The following is a 23934-nucleotide window of genomic DNA, read 5'->3' as shown; positions in this document are numbered from 1 at the left end:
GCCGGGCATGCCCGACCCGCTAAAATCGGTAGGGGCCGGGTACGCCCGACCCGCTTTATCCTAGTTTTCAAAAAGGCGACCTTCACAGGTCGCCTTTTTTTATGCCAGCGCTTTCAGCCCGGCGATTTGCTCGCGCCAGCGCGCCAGCGCGGCGGCTTCATCCTTCAGGCTGAACGTCAGGCCGCTGACCACGGTGGCATACGGTGCGCGGTGGGCGATCACCTGCTTCACCTCGGCGCGAAACACCGCCAGCGCCAAATCCATCAGCGTTTCCGGGCGCGCGACTGCCAGCGCCTGGATCTCGATCACCGCATCGTTCAGCACCAGCGCCAGGGTGATTTTGCCATCGCGCCTCAGGTTCTGCGTGGTGGTGGAGTGCGGCCAGATGGCGAACAGCAGCTCCGTGGGGGAGGTAGCAATGATTTCACCGAGGCTGAGCTGCGCGGCATACGGCCAGCCGTTTTCACCGACGCTCGACAGGCGGATCGCCTGAAAGCGATGGCTGGCGGGCAGCGAACCGTCAAGCAGCGTCAGCAGCGCAGGGGGCAGAGTAATACTGTTCACCGTTCGTTCCTTCTGGCGATTAAGGGAGGACTATTTTACCACGAACAATCACTTTGCCCGGCTTGATCGCACTCTCGGTGGCGCGGCGGATCGCCAGATTGATCGCCTGCCAGGCAATTTCATGCAGATCGTGCGCGATGCACGGAAAGTGGAAGCCGTAGATTGCCGCGTGCGAGATCTCATCAATGCTAAACAGGCTGACGTCGCGCATCGGCACCAGCTGGCGGTCGATGCACGATTTGATAATCCCGAGTGAGATCTGGTTATTGCAGCCGACAAACACGTCCGGCGGGGCATGATTATCGAGGTAGCGACCCGTCACCTGCGCCGCAACATCCATATAGAAATCGGCGTAAAGGACCTCAAGGCTGGCAACTTTCCCCTGCAGCGCGGCGCTCAGCCCGGTGACCCGCTCGCGCGCGACGTTGGAGTCCTCCGGCCCGGAGACCACCACCACGCGCTGCGCCTGCTGCTCCAGCAGATAGCGCCCGGCCTGCAGGCCGCAGTCGAGGTTGTCGATATAGACGCCGCTGCACGAGCTGATATCCAGCTCACGGTCAACGAGGATCACCGGAATGTTTAGCGCCTCAAGGCGTTGCAGATAAGCTGGATGATAGTTGCAGTCGGAGGAGAGCACCGACAGCACAATGGCGTCGACGTTATAACCGATCAGCTTATCAATGATGCGGTTCTCCAGCTCCACCGACTCTCTGGAGTCAAATACCAGCGTATCGTAGCCGGCTTTCTCGGCTTCCTCGGTCATCAGGCGCGTCAGCCCGCCAAAGAACGGATTATTCATATCCGGGTTGACGATGCCGATGGTTTTGCTGTCGCGCGCGCGCAGATTGCGCGCGGCGGTGTTCACCACATAGCCCATTTCGGCGGCGGTCTCCAGCACGCGCTTCAGCGTTTCAGGATGCACCTTATCCGGGTGTGAAAATGCGCGGGATACGGTGATTTTACTGACGTTTGACTGCATGGCCACACTCTCCAGCGTGGCCTTCACTTTCCTGCCTGGCGTCAATTTATGCTCCCGATTCGCGACGTTAAAAAGTCATCATTTTGTACCATTTGCGCATCATGACAGATTGCCTGACAGGTTGCGAATGTTGTCGCGGCTATCCCGCTCTTTTCACCCGGGGATCGGTGAAAATATCCAGATCGTCACGGCTCTCTGACGAGAACTCCGACACCACCGCACCGCGATCGCCTGCCTGGAACCAGTGGCGGGTATTCGGGGCAATGGTGTACTGCTCGCCGGGGCGCAGCAGGATATAGCGTGTGGCGCTGTACCACTGCTCTGCGCCCTCCGGCGGCTGACACGCGCCATTATTCGGGGTCAGGCTGTCGTCGTCGACAAACAGGTAGACCTCCCCCCAGCGGCAGCGAAAGGTCTCCTGTTTGCCCGGGGTGCCGTTAAACGGCGGATGCAGGTGCTCAGGGCAGGTCTGGCGCGGGAACAGCACCAGCTCTTTCGCACAGTAGCGCGGGGTATTGACGTAGGTCAGCAGCTGCAGCCCGGAGAGCGGATAATCCGGCAGGCCGAAGGTGGCAATCTCAATCTGCTGCTGCTCATCCGGGGTCAGTTCAATCGCCGCTGTTGCGAGGAAATGGCGCGTCTGCTCGCAGGCCTGGTGGAGATTAGGCATGGTAATCCTCCTTATCTGATGTTATCGATATCATTGTTAATAACCGCGTTAGCGCACTATTTATCGTACCGTTAGCCATTATTGCCGCGTTTTTTCTGCCGTGAATGTGCTTTTTGCTAAAAATTTAACCAGGTTCACATATTTTTAACGCCGACTCTTTTACTCTCGCTGCTATTGAAATGATATCGATACCATTTAAACATCACAGGGGAGAGGATTATGAAAGCTCTGGTGCTTGAACAAGCCGGTAAGATTGCCATTGAGGATCGTGAGTTCAGCGAGACGCTGGGCGATGACGATGTGCAGATTAAGATCCACTCCGTCGGGATTTGCGGCAGCGACGTTCACTACTACCAGCACGGCCGCATCGGACCGTTTGTGGTGAAAGCGCCGATGGTGCTGGGGCACGAAGCCTCCGGCGTGGTGCTGGCGCTGGGCAAAAACGTGAAGCACCTGAGCATCGGTGACCGCGTCTGCATGGAGCCGGGCATTCCGGATATGCAGTCACCCCAGTCGCGCGCCGGGATCTACAACCTTGACCCGGCGGTGCAGTTCTGGGCCACGCCGCCGGTGCATGGCTGCCTGCGCGAGACGGTGATCCATCCCGGCGCGTTTACCTTCAAACTGCCGGACAACGTCAGTTTTGCCGAAGGTGCAATGGTGGAACCGCTGGCGATTGGCATGCATGCTTCGACCAAAGCCGGCATCAAGCCAGGGGATATCGCGCTGGTGATCGGTGCCGGTCCGATTGGGGTCGTCACCGCGCTGGCGGCGCTGGCCGGGGGCTGTTCCGACGTGATCATCTGCGATCTGTTCGATGACAAGCTGAGGGTGGCGGCCAACTATGAAGGCCTGCACGCGGTGAACAGCTGCGGGGAAGGCGTGGCGCAGAAAGTCGCCCAGCTCACCAGCGGTAACGGCGTTGACGTGGTGTTCGAGTGCAGCGGTGCCAAAGCCGCAATCCTTAGCATCTGCGACCATATCGCCCCCGGCGGCACGGCGGTACTGGTGGGAATGCCGATTGATGCCGCGCCGGTGGATATCGTGGCGGCCCAGGCTAAAGAAGTCACCTTTAAAACCATTTTCCGCTACGCCAACATGTACCCGCGCACCCTGCGCCTGCTGAGCGCCGGCAAGCTGCGCGTGCAGCCGCTGATCTCCCATACCTACAAATTCAGCGACAGCGTGACCGCCTTTGAACGCGCGGCGGCGGGCAACCCGACCGACATCAAAATCATGCTGGAAATGGAGTAGGTCATGGCGCTGTATGCGGGCATTGACTGCGGAACGCAGGGCACCAAGGTGGTGATTATTGATGACCAGCAGGGCACTATTCTCGGCAGCGGCAGCGCGCCCCACGCCATGCTTAGCGACGGGCAGGGCAAACGCGAGCAGCACGCCGAATGGTGGATCACTGCGCTGATCGCCGCCTTTGCTGCGGCAACGGCAGACGCTGGCGTTGCACCGCAGCAGATCGCGGCGCTGGCGGTTTCCGGCCAGCAGCACGGCTTTGTCGCGCTGGATGCGGCGGGTGACGTGCTGCACCCGGTCAAGCTGTGGTGCGATACCTCCACTTCTGCCGAGAATAGCTGGCTGCTGGAACAGCTCGGCGGTGAAGCGGCGGCGCTGCAACGTCTTGGTCTGGTGCCGGCGACGGGCTACACCGCCTCGAAAATCATCTGGTTTAAGCGTCAGCATCCGCAGCTTTGGCAGCGCCTTGCCTGCGTGCTGCTGCCGCATGACTATCTCAATTTCTGGCTGACCGGCGAGCGCGTGGCGGAGTACGGTGACGCTTCCGGCAGCGGCCTGTTCGATATTCGCCAGCGCTGCTGGGACCGTCATACCGTGGCGCTGATCGATGACAGTGGCCGCCTGTGGAATGCACTGCCGCCGCTGATTGCGGCGGAAAAACCGGTCGGTACAGTGTGCCAGCGGGCTATCGATGCGCTGGGCCTGCGCCCCGATACGCTGGTCGCCAGCGGCGGCGGCGACAATATGATGGCGGCAATTGGCAGCGGCAATATCCGCCCAGGGGTGCTGACCATGAGCCTCGGCACCTCCGGCACGCTGTTTGCCTGCGCCGACAGCCCGGTGGTGGCCGATTCCGCGGCCATCGCTGGATTCTGTTCCAGCAGCAACGGCTGGCTGCCGCTGGTCTGTACCATGAATGTCACCTCGGCCAGTAGCGCGGTCCAGGGACTGCTGCAGCAGGATATTGCCGGGTTTAATCAGGCGCTGGAGCAAGCCGAGCCGGGCGCGGGCGGCATGCTGCTGCTGCCATTTTTCAACGGTGAGCGCGTACCGCCGCTGCCGAATGCGCGTGCCAGCCTGCATAACCTCAACAGCGATAATTTCACCGCCGCCAATCTCTGCCTGGCGGTGGTCGAGGGGGCAACCTACGGGCTGCGCTACGGGCTGGATCTGTTCCGCCAGCAGGGCATCAGGCTGGATGAGATCCGCCTGACCGGCGGCGGCGCCAACAGCCCGCGCTGGCGGCAAATCGTCGCCGATGTGATGGGCTGCCCGGTGGTCTGCCCGCAGGAGAAGGAGTCGGCGGCGCTCGGAGCCGCTATCCAGGCCGCGTGGTGCCATCAGCAGGCAGACAGCCCGCAAGCGGCCGACAGCCTGGATTTACTGTGTCAGCGTTTTGTGCAGCTGGATGAGCGCAGCCGCGCGCTGCCGGATGAGGCTCGTCAGCGCCGCTACGCCGACCTTTATCAACGCTATTTGCATCTGCTGCAAAAAGAATATGGGGTAACGCTATGAGCGACACAGCAGCGGCTTATCTGCTGGAAGTCAGCGGCCTGAAGAAGAGTTTCGGCCCGGTGGTGGCGTTAAAGAATGCCGAGTTCTGCCTGCGTCGCGGCTCAATCCACGCGCTGTGCGGCGGCAACGGCGCCGGAAAATCCACCTTTCTCAGCATTCTGATGGGCTTTATCCAGCCCGACAGCGGCGACATTTTTATCAACGGCCAGCGCTGTGAGTTCTCCCACCCTAAAGAGGCGCTGGCGGCCGGGATTGCCATCGTGCAGCAGGAGCTGAGCACCATTGCCGACCTGAGCGTGGCTGAGAATATCTGGCTGGGGCGCGAGCCGCGTCACTTTGGCTTTGTCGATTTTAAACGGATGAATCAGCAGACCGCCGACCTGCTGGCCGACCTGCACTTTACGCTGTCGCCGACGGCGATTATGCGCAACCTCAGCGTGGCCGAGCAGCAGCTGGTGGAGATTGCCAAAGCGCTGTCGCACGCCAACGCCGACATCATCATTATGGATGAACCCACCTCGGCGATCGGCGAGGAGGACGTGAAGAAAATCTTCCAGGCGATCAAGCGGCTGGCGGAAAAGGGCAAAGGCATTATTTACGTCTCGCACCGCCTGGCGGAGATTTTCCAGATCGCCGACAGCTACACCATTTTCCGCGACGGCAGCTATATCCACGAAGGGCTGCTGGCCGATATCACCCGCGAGCAGCTGATCGAACATATCATCGGCGGCGAGTTCGACAGCGAGTTCGCCAAGTTTAACCAGCCGGGCACGGAAGTGATGATGGAAGTGGACAGCCTGTGCTGGGGCAGAAAGGTGCGCAATATCAGCCTGACGCTGCGGCGCGGTGAGATCCTCGGCATTTATGGCCTGGTCGGTTCCGGGCGCAGCGAGTTTCTCGACCTGATTTTTGGCATTGAACATGCGCAGAGCGGCACCATTCGCATGGGCGACAGGACGCTGGCACGCCACTCGCCGCGCCAGGCGATCGACAGCGGCATTGCCTATGTGACGGAAGATCGTAAAGAGACCGGGCTGGTGCTGTGCCGCTCGGTCAATGAGAACATCAACATCGCCTCTTTCCCGGCTATCAGCCGTGCGGGCTTTATCAGCGACCGGCTGGAGCAGGAGCGCACCCGCGCGATGATCCAGCGCTTTAACGTCAAAACCCCGGATGGCGAGCAGCTGGTGGGCAATCTCAGCGGCGGCAATCAGCAGAAGGTGGTACTCGGCCGCTGGGCGCTGCTGGACCCGCAGGTGATGCTGCTGGATGAGCCAACGCGCGGAATCGACGTCGGAGCAAAAAAAGAGATCTACCGCTTTATGTCGGAATTTGCGTTGAAAGATCGCGGCATCATTATGGTCTCCTCTGAGCTGTCGGAAATTATTGGTATGAGCGACCGGATATTAGTGTTTAAAGATGGCGCGCTGGCCGGTGAATTATCGGCTGAAAATGTCACCCAGGCAGAATTAATGAAGCTGGCGGTGTAATCTTCAACAATATTGACTCTAAATAATTCTAATCGCAGGAAGGCGGCAAATCCATGAGTCCGCAGGAGCATAGTTAACTATGTGACTGCGGTGAAGGGATGAAGCCAACGCACCTGCGGTTTGAAGTATGACGAGTAGAGAGATAAATTTATGAGTGCAATTCCTTCTCTGAAACCAGGGCCGTCTTTCCTTACGCGTAATAAAAGCCGTCTGCATAAATACGGCATTATTATCGCTTTCTTCGTGCTGTGCCTGATCGTCACCGTGATTGGTGAAGTGCAGGTGGCAAACGGGGCGTGGAGCAGCAACTATTTTCTCAGTAACGAAAATATGCTGATTGTGTTACGCCAGATCTCGATTAACGGCATTCTTGCCGTCGGTATGACCTTTGTCATTATTACCGCCGGGGTCGATCTCTCGGTCGGTTCGGTGCTGGCGCTCAGCGGGATTGTCGCGGCGCGTTTTGCCACCACCAACAGCGGGCTGGCGATAGGTGATACCGCCCATGCGCTGATCGTGCCGATGATTATTGCGCTCGGTATTGGCATCGTCTGCGGGCTGCTCAACGGCACCATTCTGGCGCGCTATCGCCTGCAGCCGTTTATCGTCACCATGGGAATGCTCTCCGCCGCGCGCGGCCTGGCGCTGCTGACCACCGACGGTAACCCGGTGTCGCAGCTCAACCCGGACTTCCGCTGGCTGGGGAATGGCTATGTGCTGGGCATTCCGGTACCGGTGCTGATTTTTGTGCTGCTGTTTGCACTGGCCTGGGTGCTGCTTAACCGCACCCTGTTTGGCCGCTACGTCTATGCGGTGGGCGGCAACCAGAAGAGCGCGCGCACCTCGGGCATCAGCGTGGTGAAAATTAAAGTGCTGGTCTACACCCTGTGCGGTGCGCTGGCCGGGATTGCCGGGCTGATCCTCACCGCCCGAACCGGCTCGGCCCAGACCAGTGCCGGGGCCGCCTACGAACTGGACGCGATTGCTGCGGTGGTGATCGGCGGCACCAGCATGGCCGGCGGCGTGGGCACGCTGGTCGGCACCCTGTTTGGTGTACTGATTATTGGCGTAATGAATAACGGCCTCGACCTGCTGGGCGTGCAGTCCTATTACCAGCAGATCATAAAAGGGGCATTAATTGTCGTGGCAGTACTGCTTGACCCATCGCGTAAGCAACAGCGCGATTAAATTAAATAATAGAACCTCACTCTACAAACCAGGAGTCACCATGAATAAGATGACCAAAATTGCCTTATTAACCTCGGGCATGTTAATGGCGGGCAGCATGGCCGCCCAGGCTGCGCCGGTAAAAATCGCCGTGCTGATGTATGGGATGAAAGCGGAATTTGTGCAGCTGATGGAAAAAGCCGGTAAAGAACACCCTGCTGTGAAGAGTGGCGATGTGCAGCTGACCGTCTATGACGGGCGCTATGACCCAATGGTGCAGAACAACCAGGCGGAGACCGCCATTCAGACTCATGCTGACGCCATTATTATTAACCCGATGGACTATGAAGCCAATATTGATGTGGTGACCATGGCCAATGAGGCAAAAATCCCGGTTATCGTCACCAATGCGCGGTTAAATACCGACAAAATGACCGCCGAAGTGGTCTCCGATGACGTGCTGGGCGGCTATCTGGAAGCGAAGTCGGTGCTGAAGAAAATGAACTGCAAGGGCAACGTGGTCATTATTGAGGGGCCAAAGGGCGGCAGCGGCGAAATACAGCGCGGGCAGGGCAATGATAAAGCGATTGCCGAGTGCGGCGCAGGCAACATTAACGTGCTGGAGCGTAAAACCGCTAACTGGTCTCGCGCCGAAGCGCTGCCGCTGATGGAAAACTGGCTGCAGAAGCATCGCGGGCAGATCAATGGCGTGATTGCGCAAAATGATGAAATGGCGCTGGGGGCGATTGAGGCAATTAAAGGCGCCAACCTGAACGTCAAAGATTTTGCCATCGCCGGGGTGGACGGAGTTTCAGACGCCATTCGCGCCGTGCAGGCGGGTGAAATGGTGTCGATCCTGCAGGACGCACACGCGCAGATGCAGGGCTCGATTGACGTCGCCCTGCGGGCCGTGAAGGGGGACAGCTATCAACCCCAGTCAGATATCTGGAAGCAGTACGAAGGCAAAATGGCGTGGGATGATGGCAAAGCGAAGCGCTACTCGGTGCCGTGGACCGAAGTGACGGTGGACAATGCTGCGCAGCTGCTGAAAGCGCGTCAGTAAGTTTTCAATAAAGGCCATGTCCCAACCGGCATGGCCTGAATGCTTATCCAGGCTACCCGATTTTTCTGCACATAAACTGTGACAATAATAATAACTTTTAATTAAATTTGAGTTTTTCCTGGCGAAATGAGCGCCGCTGCATTTTCTAGTTAAACCCGCCATCAACCAAACTGATTTAATTCCCCGATTAGCCGGCTCTTAATCTTCCCCTAAGGAATTTCATTTACGCTTTATATACCCAGGCGTTGCTACTCTCGGTAGCGCTAATTTTGCGTAATGATTCTTTGAATGGATTGAAATAATGTCCGAATTTCTCCCTTTCTCGCGCCCGTCTATGGGCAATGAAGAGCTGAGCGCCGTTGAAGAGGTGCTGCGATCGGGCTGGATCACCACCGGGCCGAAAAATCAGCAGCTTGAGCAGGCTTTTTGCCAGCTAACCGGCAACCGCCATGCGATTGCCGTGAGTTCGGCCACCGCCGGTATGCACGTTACGCTGATGGCGCTGGGCATCGGGCCGGGGGATGAGGTGATCACGCCGTCGCTGACCTGGGTTTCCACGCTGAATATGATTGTGCTGCTGGGGGCGACCCCGGTGATGATTGATGTCGATCGCGACACGCTGATGGTGACCCCAGCGCTGATCGAAGCCGCTATCACGCCGCGTACCAAAGCGATTGTGCCGGTGCATTATGCTGGCGCACCCGCTGATATTGCCGCTATTCACGCGCTGGGCAAACGCCACGGCATCGCGGTGATCGACGACGCCGCGCACGCTGCGGGCACTTACTATCACCAACGCCACGTCGGCCACAGCGGTACCGCCATCTTCTCCTTCCACGCCATCAAAAACATCAGCTGCGCCGAGGGTGGGCTGGTGGTCACCGATGATGATGCGCTGGCTGAGCGCGTGCGCAGCCTGAAGTTTCACGGGCTGGGCGTGGATGCTTTTGACCGTCAGACCCACGGGCGCGCGCCGCAGGCTGAGGTGATGATGCCGGGCTTTAAATACAACCTGGCGGATATCAATGCGGCGATAGCGCTGGTGCAGCTCGACAAGCTGGCGGCGAACAATGCGCGCCGCGGGCAGATTGCGGCGCGTTATCTGGCAGAGCTGGCGGACACGCCTTTCCTGCCGCTGAGCCGGCCTGTATGGCCGCATCAGCACGCCTGGCACCTGTTCATTCTGCGTGTCGACCCTGCGCGCTGCGGCATCGATCGTGACTCGCTGATGCAGGCGCTGAAACAGCAGGGCATCGGTAGCGGGCTGCATTTCCGCGCCGCGCACACGCAGAAATATTACCGCGAGCGTTTTCCGCAGCTGTCGCTGCCGCACACCGAGTGGAACTCCGATCGTATCTGCTCTATCCCGCTGTTTCCCGGCATGACTGATGACGACTGCGGCCGCGTGATTGCGGCGCTGCGTAAGCTGGCAGGTAAATAATCCGTGAAAGAACAAGAAATTAACAAAGTCTCGATAGTGATCCCGGTCTATAACGAACAGGATAGCCTGCCCGAGCTTATCCGCCGCACCGATGCCGCCTGCGCCCAGCTGGGGCTGCAGTATGAAATTTTGCTGGTGGATGATGGCAGCAGCGATAGCTCGGCGGAAATGCTCAGCGCGGCGGCGCAGGCGCCGGGCAGCCATATTGTGGCGGTGCTGCTCAATCGTAATTACGGCCAGCATTCGGCAATTATGGCGGGTTTCAGCCACGTCAGCGGCGACCTGGTCATCACGCTGGATGCCGATTTGCAGAATCCGCCGGAGGAGATCCCGCGCCTTGTGGCGACGGCACAGCAGGGCTATGACGTGGTGGGAACGGTGCGCCAGAACCGGCAGGATAGCTGGTTTCGCAAGCGCGCCTCGCGCCTGATTAACCATCTGATCCAGCGTACCACCGGCAAAGCGATGGGCGATTACGGCTGTATGCTGCGCGCCTATCGCCGCCACATTGTCGATGCCATGCTGCACTGCCACGAACGCAGCACCTTTATTCCCATTCTGGCGAATACCTTTGCCCGCCGTGCCACCGAGATCCCGGTGCTGCACGCTGAACGCGAATTTGGTGATTCCAAATACAGCCTGATGCGGCTGATTAACCTGATGTACGACCTGATCACCTGCCTGACCACCACGCCGCTGCGCCTGCTGAGCGTCTTCGGCAGCGTGATTGCGCTGTCAGGTTTTGCTCTCTCCCTGCTGCTGATCCTGCTGCGCCTGTTCCTCGGGCCGCAGTGGGCGGCAGAGGGGGTATTTATGCTGTTTGCCGTGCTGTTTATCTTTATCGGCGCGCAGTTTGTTGGCATGGGACTGCTGGGTGAATACATCGGGCGTATTTATAACGATGTACGTGCCCGTCCCCGCTACTTTATTCAGCGCGTTGTCAGCCATGATGACGCCAACTCTTCACAGGATGAGAAATCATGAAAGCCGTCGTATTTGCCTACCATGACATTGGCTGCACGGGGATCCGTGCGCTGGCTGAAGCCGGATTCGCAATTGAAGCGATTTTCACTCACGCGGACAACGCCGCAGAGAATCATTTTTTTGGCTCGGTTGCGCGCACGGCGGCTCAGCTGGGTATTCCGGTGTATGCGCCGGAAGATGTTAATCACCCGCTGTGGGTGGACCGCATTAAGGGCATGAAGCCGCAGGCTATTTTCTCATTCCACTATCGCCACATGCTGAATGATGAAATTCTTCACTGTGCTGAGAAGGGGGCGTTTAATCTGCATGCTTCACTGCTGCCGAAATATCGCGGGCGCGCACCGTTAAACTGGGTGCTGGTCAACGGCGAACAGGAAACCGGCGTGACGCTGCACCGCATGGTGAAACGCGCCGATGCCGGTGCGATTATTGCCCAGCAAAAAGTGGTTATTGCCGCGGAAGACAATGCGCTGACGCTGCATCACAAGGTGTGCGAGGCGGCGAAACAGCTGCTGGAAAGCGCGCTGCCGGGGATCCAGCGCAATGATTTTGTCGAGCAGGCGCAGGACGAGACTCAGGCCACTTATGTTGGCCGCCGCACGCCGGAAGATGGGCGTATTGACTGGCAGCAGCCGGCGCAGACCGCCCACAATCTGGTGCGGGCGGTAACCGATCCGTGGCCTGGTGCATTCAGCTATGTTGGCGCGGGGAGATTTATCGTCTGGCAGTCAAAGGTGCGCAGCGATCTGCCCGGCGCCAAAGCGGGAACCGTGCTCTCCGTGGCGCCGTTTGTTGTTGCCTGCGGTAGCGGGGCGCTGGAGATTGTCACCGGGCAGAGCGAAAACGGCGTCTACATGCAGGGCAGCCAGCTGGCGCAGACGCTGGGCCTGGTCGAGGGCGCACTGCTGCATAGCCAGCCGGTGGCGGCGGTGAAGCGCCGTACCCGCGTGCTGATCCTCGGAGTGAACGGTTTTATCGGCAATCACCTGACCGAGCGCCTGCTGCTGGACGATAACTTCGAGGTGTTCGGTCTGGATATTGGTTCCGACGCCATCAGCCGTTTCCTTGGGCATCCGCGCTTCCACTTTGTCGAAGGGGATATCAGCATTCACTCCGAGTGGATTGAGTATCATATTAAGAAGTGTGACGTGGTGCTGCCGCTGGTGGCCATTGCCACGCCGATTGAATATACCCGTAATCCGCTGCGGGTGTTTGAGCTGGACTTCGAAGAGAACCTGAAGATTATCCGCGACTGCGTGAAGTACAAAAAGCGCATTATCTTCCCGTCGACCTCCGAAGTGTACGGCATGTGCACCGATACCACCTTCGATGAAGACAATTCCAATCTGGTCGTCGGGCCGATCAACAAGCAGCGCTGGATCTACTCGGTTTCCAAGCAGCTGCTGGACCGGGTTATCTGGGCTTATGGCGAGAAAGAGGGGCTGCGCTTCACGCTGTTCCGCCCGTTCAACTGGATGGGGCCGCGCCTCGATAACCTGAATGCGGCACGCATCGGCAGTTCGCGCGCCATCACTCAGCTGATCCTTAATCTGGTGGAGGGTTCACCGATCAAGCTGATCGACGGCGGTCGTCAGAAGCGCTGCTTCACCGATATCAGCGACGGCATCGAAGCGCTGTTCCTGATTATTGAGAACAAGCACCACAACTGTGATGGCCAGATCATTAACATCGGTAATCCGGTGAATGAGGCCAGCATCAAAGAGCTGGCGCAGCAGCTGCTGGAGAGCTTTGAACGCCATCCGCTGCGCCAGCAGTTCCCGCCGTTTGCCGGTTTCCGCGAAGTGGAAAGTAGCAGCTACTATGGCAAGGGTTATCAGGACGTGGAGCATCGCAAGCCGTCGATTCGCAACGCGCAGCGCCTGCTGGGCTGGCAGCCAACGGTGGCAATGACCCAGACCATTGATGCGACCCTGGACTTCTTCCTGCAAACCGTGGAGCCGGGAGAAAACGAAGCATGATCGACGTCGGGCTGCGCATCGATGTTGATACCTGGCGCGGCACCCGCGACGGCGTGCCGCGCCTGCTTGAGATCCTCGACCGCCAGCATACTCAGGCCAGTTTTTTCTTCAGCGTCGGGCCGGATAATATGGGCCGCCACCTCTGGCGGCTGTTGAAACCGCGCTTCCTGTGGAAAATGCTGCGCTCGAATGCGGCATCGCTGTACGGCTGGGACATCCTGCTGGCGGGGACGGCCTGGCCGGGGCGCCGCATCGGGCGCGGGCTGGAAAAAACGATCCGCGCCGCCGCGCGTCAGCACGAGATTGGCCTGCACGCCTGGGACCATTTTGCGTGGCAGACGTGGGCTGGGGTGTGGCCTGCGCAGAAGCTGACGCAGGAGATCCAGCGCGGCGTGGAGTGTCTGAGCGAGATTGTCGGTCAGCCGATCCGCTGCTCAGCGGTGGCGGGCTGGCGCGCGGATGAGCGCGTGCTGGTTGCCAAGCAGCCGTTTGATTTTGCCTATAACAGCGACTGTCGCGGCACGGCGCCCTTTCGCCCACTGCTGCCCGACGGCAGCGTGGGCACGGTGCAGATCCCCGTCACGCTTCCTACCTGGGATGAGGTGATCGGTAGCGGGGTCACGCGTGAAGGTTACAATGCCTGGATCCTCGATTTAATCGCCAGCCAGCCGGGCGTGCCGGTCTACACCATCCATGCGGAAGTGGAAGGGATCGTGCTGAGCGAAATGTTTGCCGAACTGCTGGTGATGGCGCGGCGACGTGGGATCCGTTTCTGCCCGTTAAGCGAGCTGCTGCCTGCGGATTTGTCGCAGCTGCCGACGGGTAATCTGGTGCGGGGTAGTCTCCCCGGTCGTGAAGGTTGGCTGGGATGCCAGCAATAATCAGAGTGACCCCGGCATGAAATATCTGCGTTATGCGCTGCCGCTACTGTTTTGCTATGCCTTGTATTATCTCATTCCATTAGAGCTGCGCGCGCTGTGGCAGCCCGATGAGCTGCGCTACGCGGAAATCAGCCGTGAAATGCTGGCCAGCGGTAACTGGAGCGTGCCGCACTTCCTTGGTTTGCGCTATTTCGAAAAACCGATAGCCGGGTACTGGGTCAACAATCTCAGTCAATGGGTATTTGGCGGCAGTAATTTCTCAGTGCGTTTCGGTTCGGTGGTATCTATCACGCTCAGCGCGCTGCTGGTCTACTGGCTGGCGCGGCGAATAGGGCAACGGCGCGGCACGGCGCTGCTGGCTGCGGTGATTTTTCTTACCTGTTTTCTGGTGTATGCCATTGGCACTTATGCGGTGCTTGACCCGATGATCACCCTGTGGCTGGTGGCAGCGATGTGCAGCTTTTGGCTGGCGGCGGAAGCAGGCAGCAGCACGCGGCAAAAGGTACTGGGTTGGCTGCTGCTCGGGCTGGCCTGCGGCATGGGTTTTATGACCAAAGGCTTTCTGGCGCTGGCAGTGCCGGTAGTGGCGATTGTGCCGTGGGCGATCTGGCAGCGGCGGTTTAAGGAGCTGCTGCTGTACGGGCCGCTGGCGCTGGTCAGTGCGGCACTGATCTCCGCACCCTGGGCAGTCAGCATTGCGCGCCAGCAGCCGGATTTCTGGCACTACTTCTTCTGGGTGGAGCATATTCAGCGCTTTGCCGAAGAGGATGCGCAGCATAAGGCACCGTTCTGGTACTACATTCCGGTGCTGATCGCCGGTACGCTGCCGTGGCTCGGGCTGCTGCCGGGGGCTTTAGCCCGGGCATGGCGCGAAAGAAACAGCCATCAGGGATCGCTCTATCTGCTGTGCTGGGTGGTGATGCCGCTGCTGTTTTTCAGTCTCGCCAAAGGGAAGCTGCCAACCTATATTCTGCCGTGCTTCGCGCCGCTGGCGATCCTGCTGGCGCACCACGGCGTGCGGCTGGTTTCCGAGGGGGGGCGCGGCCTGAAAGCCAATGGCATCATCAATCTGACGTTCGGCGCGCTGCTGACGCTGACGGTGCTGCTGGTGCTGGCGCCGTGGGGGTTGATGCATCATCCGCTCTATCCTTATGCCGAACTGTTCAAGGCTCAGCTGGCCACGCTGGCGTTCCTGTTCTGGGCGGTGATGGGGATGATCACCCTGCTTGGCGGGGCGAAATTCTGGAAGCTGGCGGCGCTGTGCCCGCTGATGCTGGCACTGGTGGTCGGCGCGGCGATACCGGACAAGGTAATCTACTCCAAGCAGCCTCAGCCGTTTATTGCCAGCCTGATGCCTGAACTGACGCACAGTCGCTTTATCCTGGCGAATAATGTTGGCATGGCCTCGGCGCTGGCGTGGCAGCTTAAGCGCAGCGATATTCTGCTCTTCGACCAGCCGGGCGAGCTGGCGTACGGGGTGAGCTATGCCGACAGTCGCCAGCGCCTGGTCACCGCAGCGCAGTTTGCCCAGTGGCTGAGTGAGCATCGTCGCCAGGGCGAGGTGTCGCTGGTGATGAAGCTGTCGGACGATAAACGCCCGACGGACGATCGTATTCCGCAGCCCGATCGCAGCTTTCAGCACGGCAGAATGCTCTATTACCTGTATCTGCAGCAGCCATGAATATGCTGCTGATCCTCCTTGCCAGCCTGCTCAGCTGTGGCGGGCAGTTATGCCAGAAGCAGGCGACGGTGCAGCGCGCCGCACTCTGGCGCTGGCTGGCATTAAGCGTGCTGCTGCTGGGCCTGGCGATGCTGGTGTGGCTGCGCGTGCTGCAAACCACGCCGCTTGGCGTCGCTTACCCGATGCTGAGCCTGAATTTTATCTTTGTGACCCTTGCCGCCCGCTGGCTGTGGCATGAGGCCATTCCGCTGCGTCATGCGCTGGGGATTATCCTGATTGTTGCCGGGGTTGCGGTGATGGGGAGCTATACCTGATGGGCTGGCTGCTGGCGTATTGTAGCGTGCTGCTGGTCAGCGCGGCGCAGCTATTGCTGAAGTGGGCGATGGTGCGGCTGCCGGCGATCGGCGAGCCGTCGGCATTTTTCACGGTGCTGTTTAGTCTGGTCCCGGCGGTGCAGGCGCTGCTCGCCGGATTGCTGGCTTATGCACTGTCGATGCTGTGCTGGCTGCTGGCTTTGCAGCGCATAGCGCTGAGCCGCGCCTATCCGCTACTCAGCCTGAGCTATCTGCTGGTGTGGGCCGCCGCGCTGTGGCTGCCGGGGCTAAACGAGGAGTTTGTCTGGGGCAAGCTGGCGGGCGGCGGTTTAATCCTCGCCGGGCTGCTATTGATCTGCTGGCCGCAGAAAAAAACGCGCTGACGGTGCTATTATTCTCTCCATTCATTTTTTCAGAGTTTCAATAATCTATGACCACCACATCTCCTCTCCTGCAGGTCAGGGAGGTCTCTTTTGCGCTGCAGGAAAAAACGCTGCTGGCGCCGCTTTCATTTGAGCTGCACAGCGGCGAGTTTCTCTGGCTGACCGGGCCGTCGGGCGCCGGAAAAAGTACGCTGTTAAAAATTATTGCCTCGCTGCTGGAACCGAGCGCCGGGGAAGTGCGCTTCAACGGTAAGCCGCTTGCGGACCTGAAGGTGGAAAGCTACCGCCAGCGTGTTTCATACGTGTTTCAGACGCCGCAGCTGTTTGGCAGCACGGTCTATGACAATCTGGCGCTGCCTTACCAGATTCGTCAGCGCTCTGCCGATCGTGCACGCATGATCGAGTGGCTATCCAGGGTCAATCTGGCGGCAGAGCTGCTGGACAAGCCAATTGACCAGCTATCGGGCGGTGAAAAACAGCGCGTGGCGCTGCTGCGCAATCTGCAGTTTCCACCGGATATCCTGCTGCTGGATGAGATTACCAGCGCGCTGGATGAAGAGAATAAGCAGCGGGTGCAGCAGTTGATTGATCGGCAGGTAGAGCAGGGCTGTGCGGCGATCTGGATCAGCCACGATCCCCATGAAATCGGCGGCGAGCGGCGGGTGCTGCGGCTGGAGCCAGCAGTAAAAGGAGAGCAGCATGAACCAGCATAATATTACCAATGAGTCGCTGGCTCTGGCGCTGGTACTGGTGCTGATTGCCCTGCTGGTGAGTAAGAAAGAGCGGCTGGGGCTGGAGAAAGATATCGTCTGGAGCGTGGCGCGTGCCATCGTCCAGCTGGTGATTGTCGGCTACGTGCTGAAATATATCTTCGACCTGAACAACCGCTGGCTCACCATCCTGATGGTGCTGTTTATCTGCGTGAATGCCGCGCTCAATGCCAAGAAACGCAGCCGGGCGATCGACCACGGGTTTGTTATCTCATTTATTGCGATTACGCTGGGCACCACGCTGACGCTGGCGATTCTGCTGCTCAGCGGCGCGATTGAGTTTATGCCGATGCAGGTGATCCCGATTAGCGGGATGATTGCCGGTAACGCGATGGTGGCGGTGGGGCTGTGCTTTAGCAATCTCAATCAGCGCTTCAGCGATAACCGGCAGAAAGTGGAGGAGATGCTCAGCCTGGGAGCAAGTGCCAAACTGGCTTCAGGGAGTATCGTGCGTGACAGCATTCGCGCCGCAATGATCCCCACCGTGGACGCCGCAAAAACGGTGGGGCTGGTCAGCCTGCCGGGAATGATGTCCGGGTTGATTTTTGCCGGGATTGATCCAGTGAAGGCGATTAAATATCAGATCATGGTGACGTTCATGCTGCTGGGAACGGCCAGCCTGTCGACCATTGTTGCCGGATATCTGGCCGCCCGCCGTTTCTATACCGCGCGCGTGCAGTTGAAATAATCCACTGGATTGACGACTGAATGCGGAGGGGCGACCGGAAACAAGGTCGACCCCTGAAGTATCTCCACAAACACTGATTTGAATATTATCGCGGGATGACAGATGCCCGGTTTCAGGAGGGAGGGCTGCTTTCCGCACCGGCATGAATACATCCCTGTAGCCTGGCTCACGGCCATCCCTGGCCGTGGGCCTGCTGCAATCAGCCCTGCCTCCTTGCACCCAAAGCTTCAGCGTCGCGGTTTAAAAACCACAGCGAGCACGATGCGAGTGGGGGATGAGCTCAGCCTGAGGTAAGCCGGACGTCACGCGGCAGGGATGCCGCGTGCCGAGGCCCGCAGGGAGCGTCTTTTGCCGTTCCGGCGTGCTCAGGCTGAGCTCAGACCGGTTAGCGGACGTTTAGCGAGGGAAGTCATTTCTGGGAATACCTCAGAGGTCGCCCCCTTTACGTAGTCATAACGGCGGACCCTCTGTTTCGGTCCGCCTGCTGCCTGCGAATTTTCGCTACATCAGAAGTTCACATTGGCGCTCAGACCACCAATAAACGCATCTTTCACGCCGCTGACGCCACCCGGAGAGGCAACGTACTGCAGGCTTGGGCGCAGATTTAGCCAGTTAGTGGCATGCACGTTGTAATACACCTCGTAGTTCCATTCGGAACCGTGCTGGATCGGCAGATAGGTTGGGCTGTTATAGTCGTATTCGCCGTTGAATTCGTTGCTCTCTTTCTGCATTTTGCTGTAGTCACTGTTGACGTGAATACGCGCAGCGCCCAGGCCAATCTCATCCTGCGCGCGCGCAGCAAACGGCCCTTTCCAGGTAAATGAAACGGCCTGATAATTGTCGGTTTTGGACGTTTTGTGGTCATTCATGACCGCCTGAACCGTTACGCCGAGGCCACGATTGACATCGCCATCCGTTGCCGTCAACTGCTGCTGTAACAGCACGTAGCCGCCGTAAGCTTTGGCCTGATTACCGTAGCTGCCGTTGTGATAGCTGGCGTATTTATCCCCGTTAACCGAGGAGTAGTAACCGCCGATGCGATAGTTACCCGGCAGCTTGTCAGCGCCCAGCAGAGGTTTCCAGCCAAATTCGAACGGCACCAGATTCCCCAGGCTTGGGCTGCCATCCAGATAGAAACCGTTGCCGCGATCGTAGTTATTACGGTTCTGATTATAGAAGCCGACCTGGAAGAACATATCGTCCGGCAGGTTTAATTTAATGCGGCCGCCCCATTGCGAAACCGGCCAGTTAAACCAGCGGTCTCCGCGCCAGTTACCGGCCTGGCCGCTGCCGAATGCCAGGTTTTCGAATTTGCTGTCGAAAGAGCCAAAATCTTCCCCGACCGTCAGGCGCCCCGCTTTAACCTCCACCAGATGATTAAACAAGCCTTTGTTGATCCAGAACTGAGTCAGACGCCAGGTCTGCCCACGCCCCCAGACCTCTTCTACGGAAGAGAGGCCGCCAGTGCGCGGATCGTTGATATGCTGGGTCAGGTCGCGACCGTTACGGCTGGTGATAGTGGTCTGGAACTGGGTATCGTCCCAGTTAAGCAGCTTTTCCAGGTCGAGCGTGGTGCCAAATGCCCACTGGTCGGTGTAGCGTGCAGTCGTGGAGGTATGGTAGCCGCCGGCGAGATTGGCGGCCGACTCCATGGTGTAATTCACCTGGAAATCCACCCCGTCCTCTTTTAACTGGCTGCGATAACCGTCCCAGTCACCGAACATATATTGTGAGTCAACGCTCAGCGGAGCCATATCGGCGCAGGCCGCAGCAGACGCCATCAGCAGGGAACTGAGTAATACGGATTTTTTTAGATGCTGCTGGCAACACGCTTTTCTTTTCATTATTCATGCCTTTTAAATTATCAAATCCGCTACGCGTACAATCATCCTGAAAGTGAGAAACCGTGCGGAATGTTGGGTGCTTAATGCTTAATAGGGTATTACCGCACAAAGTTACGCGGCGTTGTATATAACAGCATGTCAGGGAATTATCCCGATTATAGATTTGTGCTAAGTTCCATAAGTGAAAAAACTTATTGTGTATGCGAATGATTTAATGTGTGAGGGGATGTATCAGGTGCGGGTTTGTAGAGTAACGGAATAGCCCGCCCATTCGGGAGAACGAGCGGTAGTCTGGTCAGAAGTTAATGCCAGCGCCGATACCACCGACAAAACGCTGTGAATGGTCACTGACTGCACCGGGCTTAGTGCTCTGTTGCAGATTAGGGCGCAGGATGATGTGCGGTGTTAAACGGTAGTTGTAATACAGATGATAGTTGAAGCCTTCGCCGCGCATTAACGGTTGTGGTTTGGCGGCGCGATAATCTTCCGGCGGTGCGCTGGGCTGTTTGCTCACGCTATTTGGCGCCTGGATGAGATAAGGTGCTGTTGGCGTAACCTGATATCGCAGTGCGTCATGTAATACATGCTCTGGCGCTGCAGCGGCCTGGGGGCCGATCAGCGCTGTGGCTACCGCGATAATGGCAATACCCTTTATCAGACGTGATGTTCTTTCCATGATTCACCTCTTGTTGTGTTTAGCGAATACAGGGTCCGCCACCAGTACAGCACAACAGCCTGCGCGCATTACTCTGTTTAATGCGCAGCGCGAGGTTTTCAGGATAGCGCCCATAAAAAAACGCCCGCGAAGGGGCGTTTGTTTCACAACGCGATGGGGTTAACGGCGGCCGAAGATCTTGGCAGCCAGGAAACCGACACCTGCAGCAATCACCAGTGAAACCAGCGGTGAATCCTGAGTTTTACTCTTCACACAGTCCAGCGCATCATCGATGGCGTAAGAGGCTCTTGCCGCCTGCTGGCGCGCTTTGCCTTTGAATTCATGCTCAGGCGAATCTATGGCTTTGCCAAACTCTTCCTGGCCTTTTCCAACAGCTTCTTGTGCTTTATCGTTCGCTTTATCAAACAGACTCATACTGCCTCCTTTGATGGCATGATTTCCTCAATCAGAACATTAAGCGTAGACCATCATCCGGAGTTTGCCGCTGCGGTTGTATGTAAAAATATGACTGCAGGAGCGAAAGATTGACAAAAAAAAGGCGGACTCTGCGGTCCGCCCTGACTGTCAGTGATACCCTTCATCCGGCTTGATTTTGCCGCGGAACACGTAGTAGCTCCAGAAGGTGTACACCAGAATCACCGGGATAATCAGCAGACCACCGACCAGCATAAAGCCCTGGCTCTGCGGTGGCGATGCGGCATCCCAGATGGTGATGGTTGGCGGAATAATATTCGGCCAGACGCTGATGCCCAGCCCGGTAAAGCCGAGGAACACCAGCGCCAGCGTCAGCAGGAACGGCGTATAGTGCGCATGGCGCTTCAGCGCACGCAACAGGCCCCAGCTTGCCACCAGTACCAGCACCGGAACCGGCAGGAACCAGAACAGGTTTGGCAGGGTGAACCAGCGGTGCATGATGTCCGCATGCTGCAGCGGCGTCCAGATACTGACAATGGCTATCACCACCAGCAGACCCAGCAGCAGTGGCCTGGTCAGCGCGGTCATCTTGCGGTGCAGCTCATTCTCGGTCTTCATAATCAGCCAGGTGCTGCCCAGCAGCGCATAGGCCAGAACCAGGCCCACGCCGCAGAACAGAGAAAACGGCGTCAGCCACGCCAGCTCCGGGCCGCTATAAGTACGATTGGTCACTTCAAAACCGTTGATGAACGCGCCGAGTACCACACCCTGGCTGAAGGTCGCCAGGAATGACCCACCGATAAAGGCTTTATCCCAGAATGGACGGTGCTCTTCAGTGGCCTTAAAGCGGAACTCAAACGCCACGCCGCGGAAAATCAGTCCAATCAGCATGATGGTCAGCGGAGCGGCCAGAGCGGAGGTGATGACCGAGTAAGCCAGCGGGAAGGCGCCATACAGAGCAGCGCCTCCGAGGATCAGCCAGGTTTCGTTGCCGTCCCAGACGGGCGCGACGGTGTTAACCATCATGTCGCGCTCAACCGGATCTTTATTGAACGGGAACAGGATACCGATGCCAAGGTCGAAACCATCCATGATGATGTACATCAGGGTGGAGAAAATGATGATCACAAACCAGATAATGGAGAGATCGATTCCCATCTTATTTTCCCTCTTCCGATGAATTAAGTTTTTCTTTCACGGCGGACAGCGGGCGTGAAGGGGTGTGGGAGGTGCCCGGACCGCCATCTGGCGTATGGTCGCCTTCGCCCGTCTCTGGGCCTTTCTTGATCAGATTGGCCAGATAGCTGTAGCCAACGCCGAATACGGCAAAATAGACCAGCAGGAAAGCAATCAGGCTGATGCTCATCTGCAGCGTGCTGTGTAGCGACACGGCATCACGAGTGCGCAGCAGGCCGTAGATGACCCACGGCTGACGACCCATTTCGGTGGTGATCCAGCCTGCGACCAGCGCAATCAGACCTGATGGCCCCATCAGCAGCACAAACCACAGGAATGCACGCGAGGTATACAGACGCTGTCCGCGACGCATCCACAGGCTGACCACGCCCAACAGGATCATCAGCATGCCCAGCGCCACCATCACGCGGAATGACCAGAACACCACGGTGGAGTTCGGGCGGTCTTCTTTCGGGAAGCTTTTCAGCGCCGGAACCTGTTTATCCAGGCTGTGCGTCAGGATCAGACTGCCCAGATACGGAATTTCCACCGCGTATTTGGTGCGCTCTTCTTTCATATCCGGGATACCGAATAGGATCAGCGGGGTCGCTTCTCCCGGTGGGTTTTCCCAGTGCCCTTCAATCGCCGCGATTTTCGCCGGCTGATGTTCCAGAGTGTTCAGGCCGTGGGCATCACCAATCATTGCCTGAATAGGGGAGACAATCAGCGCCATCCACAGAGCCATTGACAGCATTTTGCGCACTGCTGGCGTGTCGTTTTTGCGCAGCAGGTGGTAAGCCGCAGAAGCGCCGACGAAGAACGCCGTTACCAGGAATGCCGCGACGGACATGTGCAGCAGGCGGTAGGGGAAGGAGGGGTTGAAGACAATTTTCAACCAGTCCACCGGCACCACGATGCCGTTTTGCAGCGCATAACCCTGCGGCGTCTGCATCCAGCTGTTGGACGCGAGGATCCAGAAGGTTGAGATAATCGTACCCAGCGCGACCATGCAGGTAGCAAAGAAGTGCAGGCCACGGCTGACTCGGTTCCAGCCGAACAGCATCACGCCGAGGAAGCCAGCTTCAAGGAAGAACGCGGTAAGCACTTCGTAGGTCAGCAGCGGGCCGGTAATGCTGCCGGCAAACTGAGAAAACCCTGCCCAGTTAGTACCAAACTGATAGGCCATAACCAGACCGGAAACCACGCCCATACCGAAGTTAACGGCGAAGATTTTCGACCAGAAGTGATAGAGGTCGCGATAAACCTCATTTTTGCTTTTCAGCCACAGTCCTTCGAGCACCGCCAGAAAGCTGGCCAGCCCGATGGTGATGGCCGGGAAGAGAATGTGGAAGGCTACGGTGAAACCGAACTGTATCCTTGCCAGATGGAACGCATCTAATCCGAACATTGCTTACCTCGATCTAACATAAACTGCCTTTTATTTTTTTTACCCACTATTAACAAATAGACTACATTTGATAAAAATGTAGCGGTGCCAATTGGGGACTTCTCATCGAAGGTTTGATCGTAAGACCAAATCAGGTGAAGGAGTAGCAACAGTAATATTGATCTGACGTATAACAGTAATGGATATTACGAGAAATTGTTTCGTTAACAGGTTAAATCAGGGCGCTGGAATGTTAAGGCAAGATGGCGGGATGATCCCAATATGTGAAGAAACTGTAACTTTCTGGCGGGGAAGCACTTTTTACCCTCGCAGGATGCATGTTTTCGCCGTGAAACTATGACGGGGCAGCGAATTGATTGCTTATAACCAAGTGGATTTTATATAACGATTAAGCCTGATGGACCGCCCTTAAGTATCAGTTCAGCACAATAACCCTCTGCTTTATCACTTATTATGACCCTGGTGTTGTAAAAATGTTATTAGTTAGCTAATTATTATATTCCTGCGCCGTCAGGCTTAAATCGCTCCCGCTTAATAATATCGTCACGTCACTTTCCCGCGACTTTTGACCGGCAAATGTTAAGGTTGTAATACAT

The 23934-nt window shown here is 57.7% G+C and carries 22 protein-coding genes; 14 read left to right on the top strand and 8 right to left on the bottom strand.

Annotated elements, in window-relative coordinates; genetic code table 11:
- Nucleotides 1–99: 99 nt before the first annotated feature.
- The 3 genes from QLG07_RS17285 to QLG07_RS17275 all read right to left on the bottom strand — a co-directional run bounded on the left by QLG07_RS17285 (nt 100) and on the right by QLG07_RS17275 (nt 2213).
- Nucleotides 100–564, bottom strand: coding sequence for a pyridoxamine 5-phosphate oxidase (locus QLG07_RS17285; RefSeq protein ID WP_282469762.1), 465 nt, complete (start codon nt 562–564; stop codon nt 100–102).
- Between the two features lie 19 nt (nt 565–583).
- Nucleotides 584–1588 (bottom strand): LacI family DNA-binding transcriptional regulator, encoded by a 1005-nt coding sequence (locus tag QLG07_RS17280; RefSeq protein ID WP_282469761.1) that lies wholly within the window; start codon nt 1586–1588, stop codon nt 584–586.
- Nucleotides 1589–1682: 94 nt separating this feature from the next.
- Entirely contained in the window at nt 1683–2213 is a 531-nt protein-coding gene (locus QLG07_RS17275; RefSeq protein WP_048916813.1) for a sugar isomerase, read from the bottom strand.
- A gap of 219 nt (nt 2214–2432) precedes the next feature.
- Here QLG07_RS17275 and QLG07_RS17270 point away from each other — a divergent pair, with 219 nt between their 5' ends.
- The 14 genes from QLG07_RS17270 (at nt 2433) to fetB (ending at nt 17820) form a co-directional block, all read left to right on the top strand.
- Nucleotides 2433–3467 (top strand): NAD(P)-dependent alcohol dehydrogenase, encoded by a 1035-nt coding sequence (locus QLG07_RS17270; RefSeq protein ID WP_048916812.1) that lies wholly within the window; start codon nt 2433–2435, stop codon nt 3465–3467.
- Between the two features lie 3 nt (nt 3468–3470).
- Complete coding sequence (xylB, locus tag QLG07_RS17265) at nt 3471–4979, top strand: xylulokinase (RefSeq protein WP_282469760.1); 1509 nt, start codon at nt 3471–3473, stop codon at nt 4977–4979.
- A complete protein-coding gene (locus tag QLG07_RS17260; protein WP_282469759.1) occupies nt 4976–6469 on the top strand; it encodes a sugar ABC transporter ATP-binding protein in 1494 nt (497 codons plus the stop codon). Before xylB ends, QLG07_RS17260 begins: the two co-directional genes overlap by 4 nt.
- 150 nt (nt 6470–6619) lie before the next feature.
- Nucleotides 6620–7657 carry an ABC transporter permease gene (locus QLG07_RS17255; RefSeq protein ID WP_048916809.1) on the top strand — a complete coding sequence of 346 codons (1038 nt, stop codon included), beginning with the start codon at nt 6620–6622 and terminating at the stop codon, nt 7655–7657.
- A 40-nt stretch (nt 7658–7697) separates the two neighbouring features.
- Complete coding sequence (locus QLG07_RS17250) at nt 7698–8699, top strand: substrate-binding domain-containing protein (RefSeq protein ID WP_099754942.1); 1002 nt, start codon at nt 7698–7700, stop codon at nt 8697–8699.
- A 301-nt stretch (nt 8700–9000) separates the two neighbouring features.
- The gene (gene arnB, locus QLG07_RS17245; RefSeq protein ID WP_282469758.1) at nt 9001–10140 is read left to right on the top strand and encodes a UDP-4-amino-4-deoxy-L-arabinose aminotransferase; all 1140 of its coding nucleotides are present in this window, start codon (nt 9001–9003) and stop codon (nt 10138–10140) included.
- A gap of 3 nt (nt 10141–10143) precedes the next feature.
- Nucleotides 10144–11124 (top strand): undecaprenyl-phosphate 4-deoxy-4-formamido-L-arabinose transferase, encoded by a 981-nt coding sequence (arnC, locus tag QLG07_RS17240; RefSeq protein WP_048916806.1) that lies wholly within the window; start codon nt 10144–10146, stop codon nt 11122–11124.
- Entirely contained in the window at nt 11121–13103 is a 1983-nt protein-coding gene (gene arnA, locus QLG07_RS17235; RefSeq protein WP_048916805.1) for a bifunctional UDP-4-amino-4-deoxy-L-arabinose formyltransferase/UDP-glucuronic acid oxidase ArnA, read from the top strand. Before arnC ends, arnA begins: the two co-directional genes overlap by 4 nt.
- Entirely contained in the window at nt 13100–13984 is an 885-nt protein-coding gene (arnD, locus tag QLG07_RS17230; protein ID WP_099754944.1) for a 4-deoxy-4-formamido-L-arabinose-phosphoundecaprenol deformylase, read from the top strand. The genes arnA and arnD overlap by 4 nt, the downstream gene beginning before the upstream one ends.
- Before the next feature lie 16 nt (nt 13985–14000).
- Entirely contained in the window at nt 14001–15665 is a 1665-nt protein-coding gene (arnT, locus tag QLG07_RS17225) for a lipid IV(A) 4-amino-4-deoxy-L-arabinosyltransferase (protein ID WP_230050103.1), read from the top strand.
- A complete protein-coding gene (gene arnE / locus QLG07_RS17220; protein ID WP_048916802.1) occupies nt 15662–15979 on the top strand; it encodes a 4-amino-4-deoxy-L-arabinose-phosphoundecaprenol flippase subunit ArnE in 318 nt (105 codons plus the stop codon). The genes arnT and arnE overlap by 4 nt, the downstream gene beginning before the upstream one ends.
- Nucleotides 15979–16362 (top strand): 4-amino-4-deoxy-L-arabinose-phosphoundecaprenol flippase subunit ArnF, encoded by a 384-nt coding sequence (arnF, locus tag QLG07_RS17215; RefSeq protein ID WP_048916801.1) that lies wholly within the window; start codon nt 15979–15981, stop codon nt 16360–16362. The genes arnE and arnF overlap by 1 nt, the downstream gene beginning before the upstream one ends.
- A gap of 47 nt (nt 16363–16409) precedes the next feature.
- Nucleotides 16410–17075, top strand: coding sequence for an ATP-binding cassette domain-containing protein (locus QLG07_RS17210; protein WP_099754947.1), 666 nt, complete (start codon nt 16410–16412; stop codon nt 17073–17075).
- The gene (fetB, locus tag QLG07_RS17205; RefSeq protein ID WP_048916799.1) at nt 17062–17820 is read left to right on the top strand and encodes an iron export ABC transporter permease subunit FetB; all 759 of its coding nucleotides are present in this window, start codon (nt 17062–17064) and stop codon (nt 17818–17820) included. Before QLG07_RS17210 ends, fetB begins: the two co-directional genes overlap by 14 nt.
- 506 nt (nt 17821–18326) lie before the next feature.
- Here fetB and QLG07_RS17200 read toward each other — a convergent pair.
- From QLG07_RS17200 to QLG07_RS17180, 5 genes are all read right to left on the bottom strand, one after another.
- Nucleotides 18327–19664: a carbohydrate porin gene (locus QLG07_RS17200; RefSeq protein WP_282469757.1), complete on the bottom strand. Its 1338-nt coding sequence runs from the start codon at nt 19662–19664 to the stop codon at nt 18327–18329.
- Nucleotides 19665–19959: 295 nt separating this feature from the next.
- Nucleotides 19960–20340 carry a carbohydrate porin gene (locus QLG07_RS17195; protein WP_282469756.1) on the bottom strand — a complete coding sequence of 127 codons (381 nt, stop codon included), beginning with the start codon at nt 20338–20340 and terminating at the stop codon, nt 19960–19962.
- Nucleotides 20341–20499: 159 nt separating this feature from the next.
- Nucleotides 20500–20754, bottom strand: coding sequence for a CsbD family protein (locus tag QLG07_RS17190; protein ID WP_099753376.1), 255 nt, complete (start codon nt 20752–20754; stop codon nt 20500–20502).
- Between the two features lie 150 nt (nt 20755–20904).
- A complete protein-coding gene (gene cydB, locus QLG07_RS17185) occupies nt 20905–21912 on the bottom strand; it encodes a cytochrome d ubiquinol oxidase subunit II (protein WP_048916795.1) in 1008 nt (335 codons plus the stop codon).
- Nucleotide 21913: 1 nt separating this feature from the next.
- Complete coding sequence (locus tag QLG07_RS17180; protein WP_048916794.1) at nt 21914–23338, bottom strand: cytochrome ubiquinol oxidase subunit I; 1425 nt, start codon at nt 23336–23338, stop codon at nt 21914–21916.
- Nucleotides 23339–23934: the final 596 nt, after the last annotated feature.

Source organism: Erwinia sp. V90_4, assembly GCF_029967685.1.
GTDB lineage: Bacteria > Pseudomonadota > Gammaproteobacteria > Enterobacterales > Enterobacteriaceae > Erwinia > Erwinia aphidicola.
This window is presented reverse-complemented; position numbering and strand designations above follow the sequence as displayed.

Bases quoted from the DNA above. Each gene is read 5' to 3' on its own strand.
- QLG07_RS17180 (WP_048916794.1), bottom strand. From the start codon at position 23,338: ATGTTCGGATTAGATGCGTTCCATCTGGCAAGGATACAGTTCGGTTTC.
- arnF (WP_048916801.1), top strand. From the start codon at position 15,979: ATGGGCTGGCTGCTGGCGTATTGTAGCGTGCTGCTGGTCAGCGCGGCG.
- arnE (WP_048916802.1), top strand. From the start codon at position 15,662: ATGAATATGCTGCTGATCCTCCTTGCCAGCCTGCTCAGCTGTGGCGGG.
- QLG07_RS17200 (WP_282469757.1), bottom strand. From the start codon at position 19,664: ATGAAAAGAAAAGCGTGTTGCCAGCAGCATCTAAAAAAATCCGTATTA.
- QLG07_RS17260 (WP_282469759.1), top strand. From the start codon at position 4,976: ATGAGCGACACAGCAGCGGCTTATCTGCTGGAAGTCAGCGGCCTGAAG.
- cydB (WP_048916795.1), bottom strand. From the start codon at position 21,912: ATGGGAATCGATCTCTCCATTATCTGGTTTGTGATCATCATTTTCTCC.
- QLG07_RS17190 (WP_099753376.1), bottom strand. From the start codon at position 20,754: ATGAGTCTGTTTGATAAAGCGAACGATAAAGCACAAGAAGCTGTTGGA.
- QLG07_RS17210 (WP_099754947.1), top strand. From the start codon at position 16,410: ATGACCACCACATCTCCTCTCCTGCAGGTCAGGGAGGTCTCTTTTGCG.
- arnB (WP_282469758.1), top strand. From the start codon at position 9,001: ATGTCCGAATTTCTCCCTTTCTCGCGCCCGTCTATGGGCAATGAAGAG.
- QLG07_RS17255 (WP_048916809.1), top strand. From the start codon at position 6,620: ATGAGTGCAATTCCTTCTCTGAAACCAGGGCCGTCTTTCCTTACGCGT.
- xylB (WP_282469760.1), top strand. From the start codon at position 3,471: ATGGCGCTGTATGCGGGCATTGACTGCGGAACGCAGGGCACCAAGGTG.
- fetB (WP_048916799.1), top strand. From the start codon at position 17,062: ATGAACCAGCATAATATTACCAATGAGTCGCTGGCTCTGGCGCTGGTA.
- QLG07_RS17270 (WP_048916812.1), top strand. From the start codon at position 2,433: ATGAAAGCTCTGGTGCTTGAACAAGCCGGTAAGATTGCCATTGAGGAT.
- QLG07_RS17275 (WP_048916813.1), bottom strand. From the start codon at position 2,213: ATGCCTAATCTCCACCAGGCCTGCGAGCAGACGCGCCATTTCCTCGCA.
- arnD (WP_099754944.1), top strand. From the start codon at position 13,100: ATGATCGACGTCGGGCTGCGCATCGATGTTGATACCTGGCGCGGCACC.
- QLG07_RS17195 (WP_282469756.1), bottom strand. From the start codon at position 20,340: ATGGAAAGAACATCACGTCTGATAAAGGGTATTGCCATTATCGCGGTA.
- QLG07_RS17250 (WP_099754942.1), top strand. From the start codon at position 7,698: ATGAATAAGATGACCAAAATTGCCTTATTAACCTCGGGCATGTTAATG.
- arnA (WP_048916805.1), top strand. From the start codon at position 11,121: ATGAAAGCCGTCGTATTTGCCTACCATGACATTGGCTGCACGGGGATC.
- arnT (WP_230050103.1), top strand. From the start codon at position 14,001: ATGAAATATCTGCGTTATGCGCTGCCGCTACTGTTTTGCTATGCCTTG.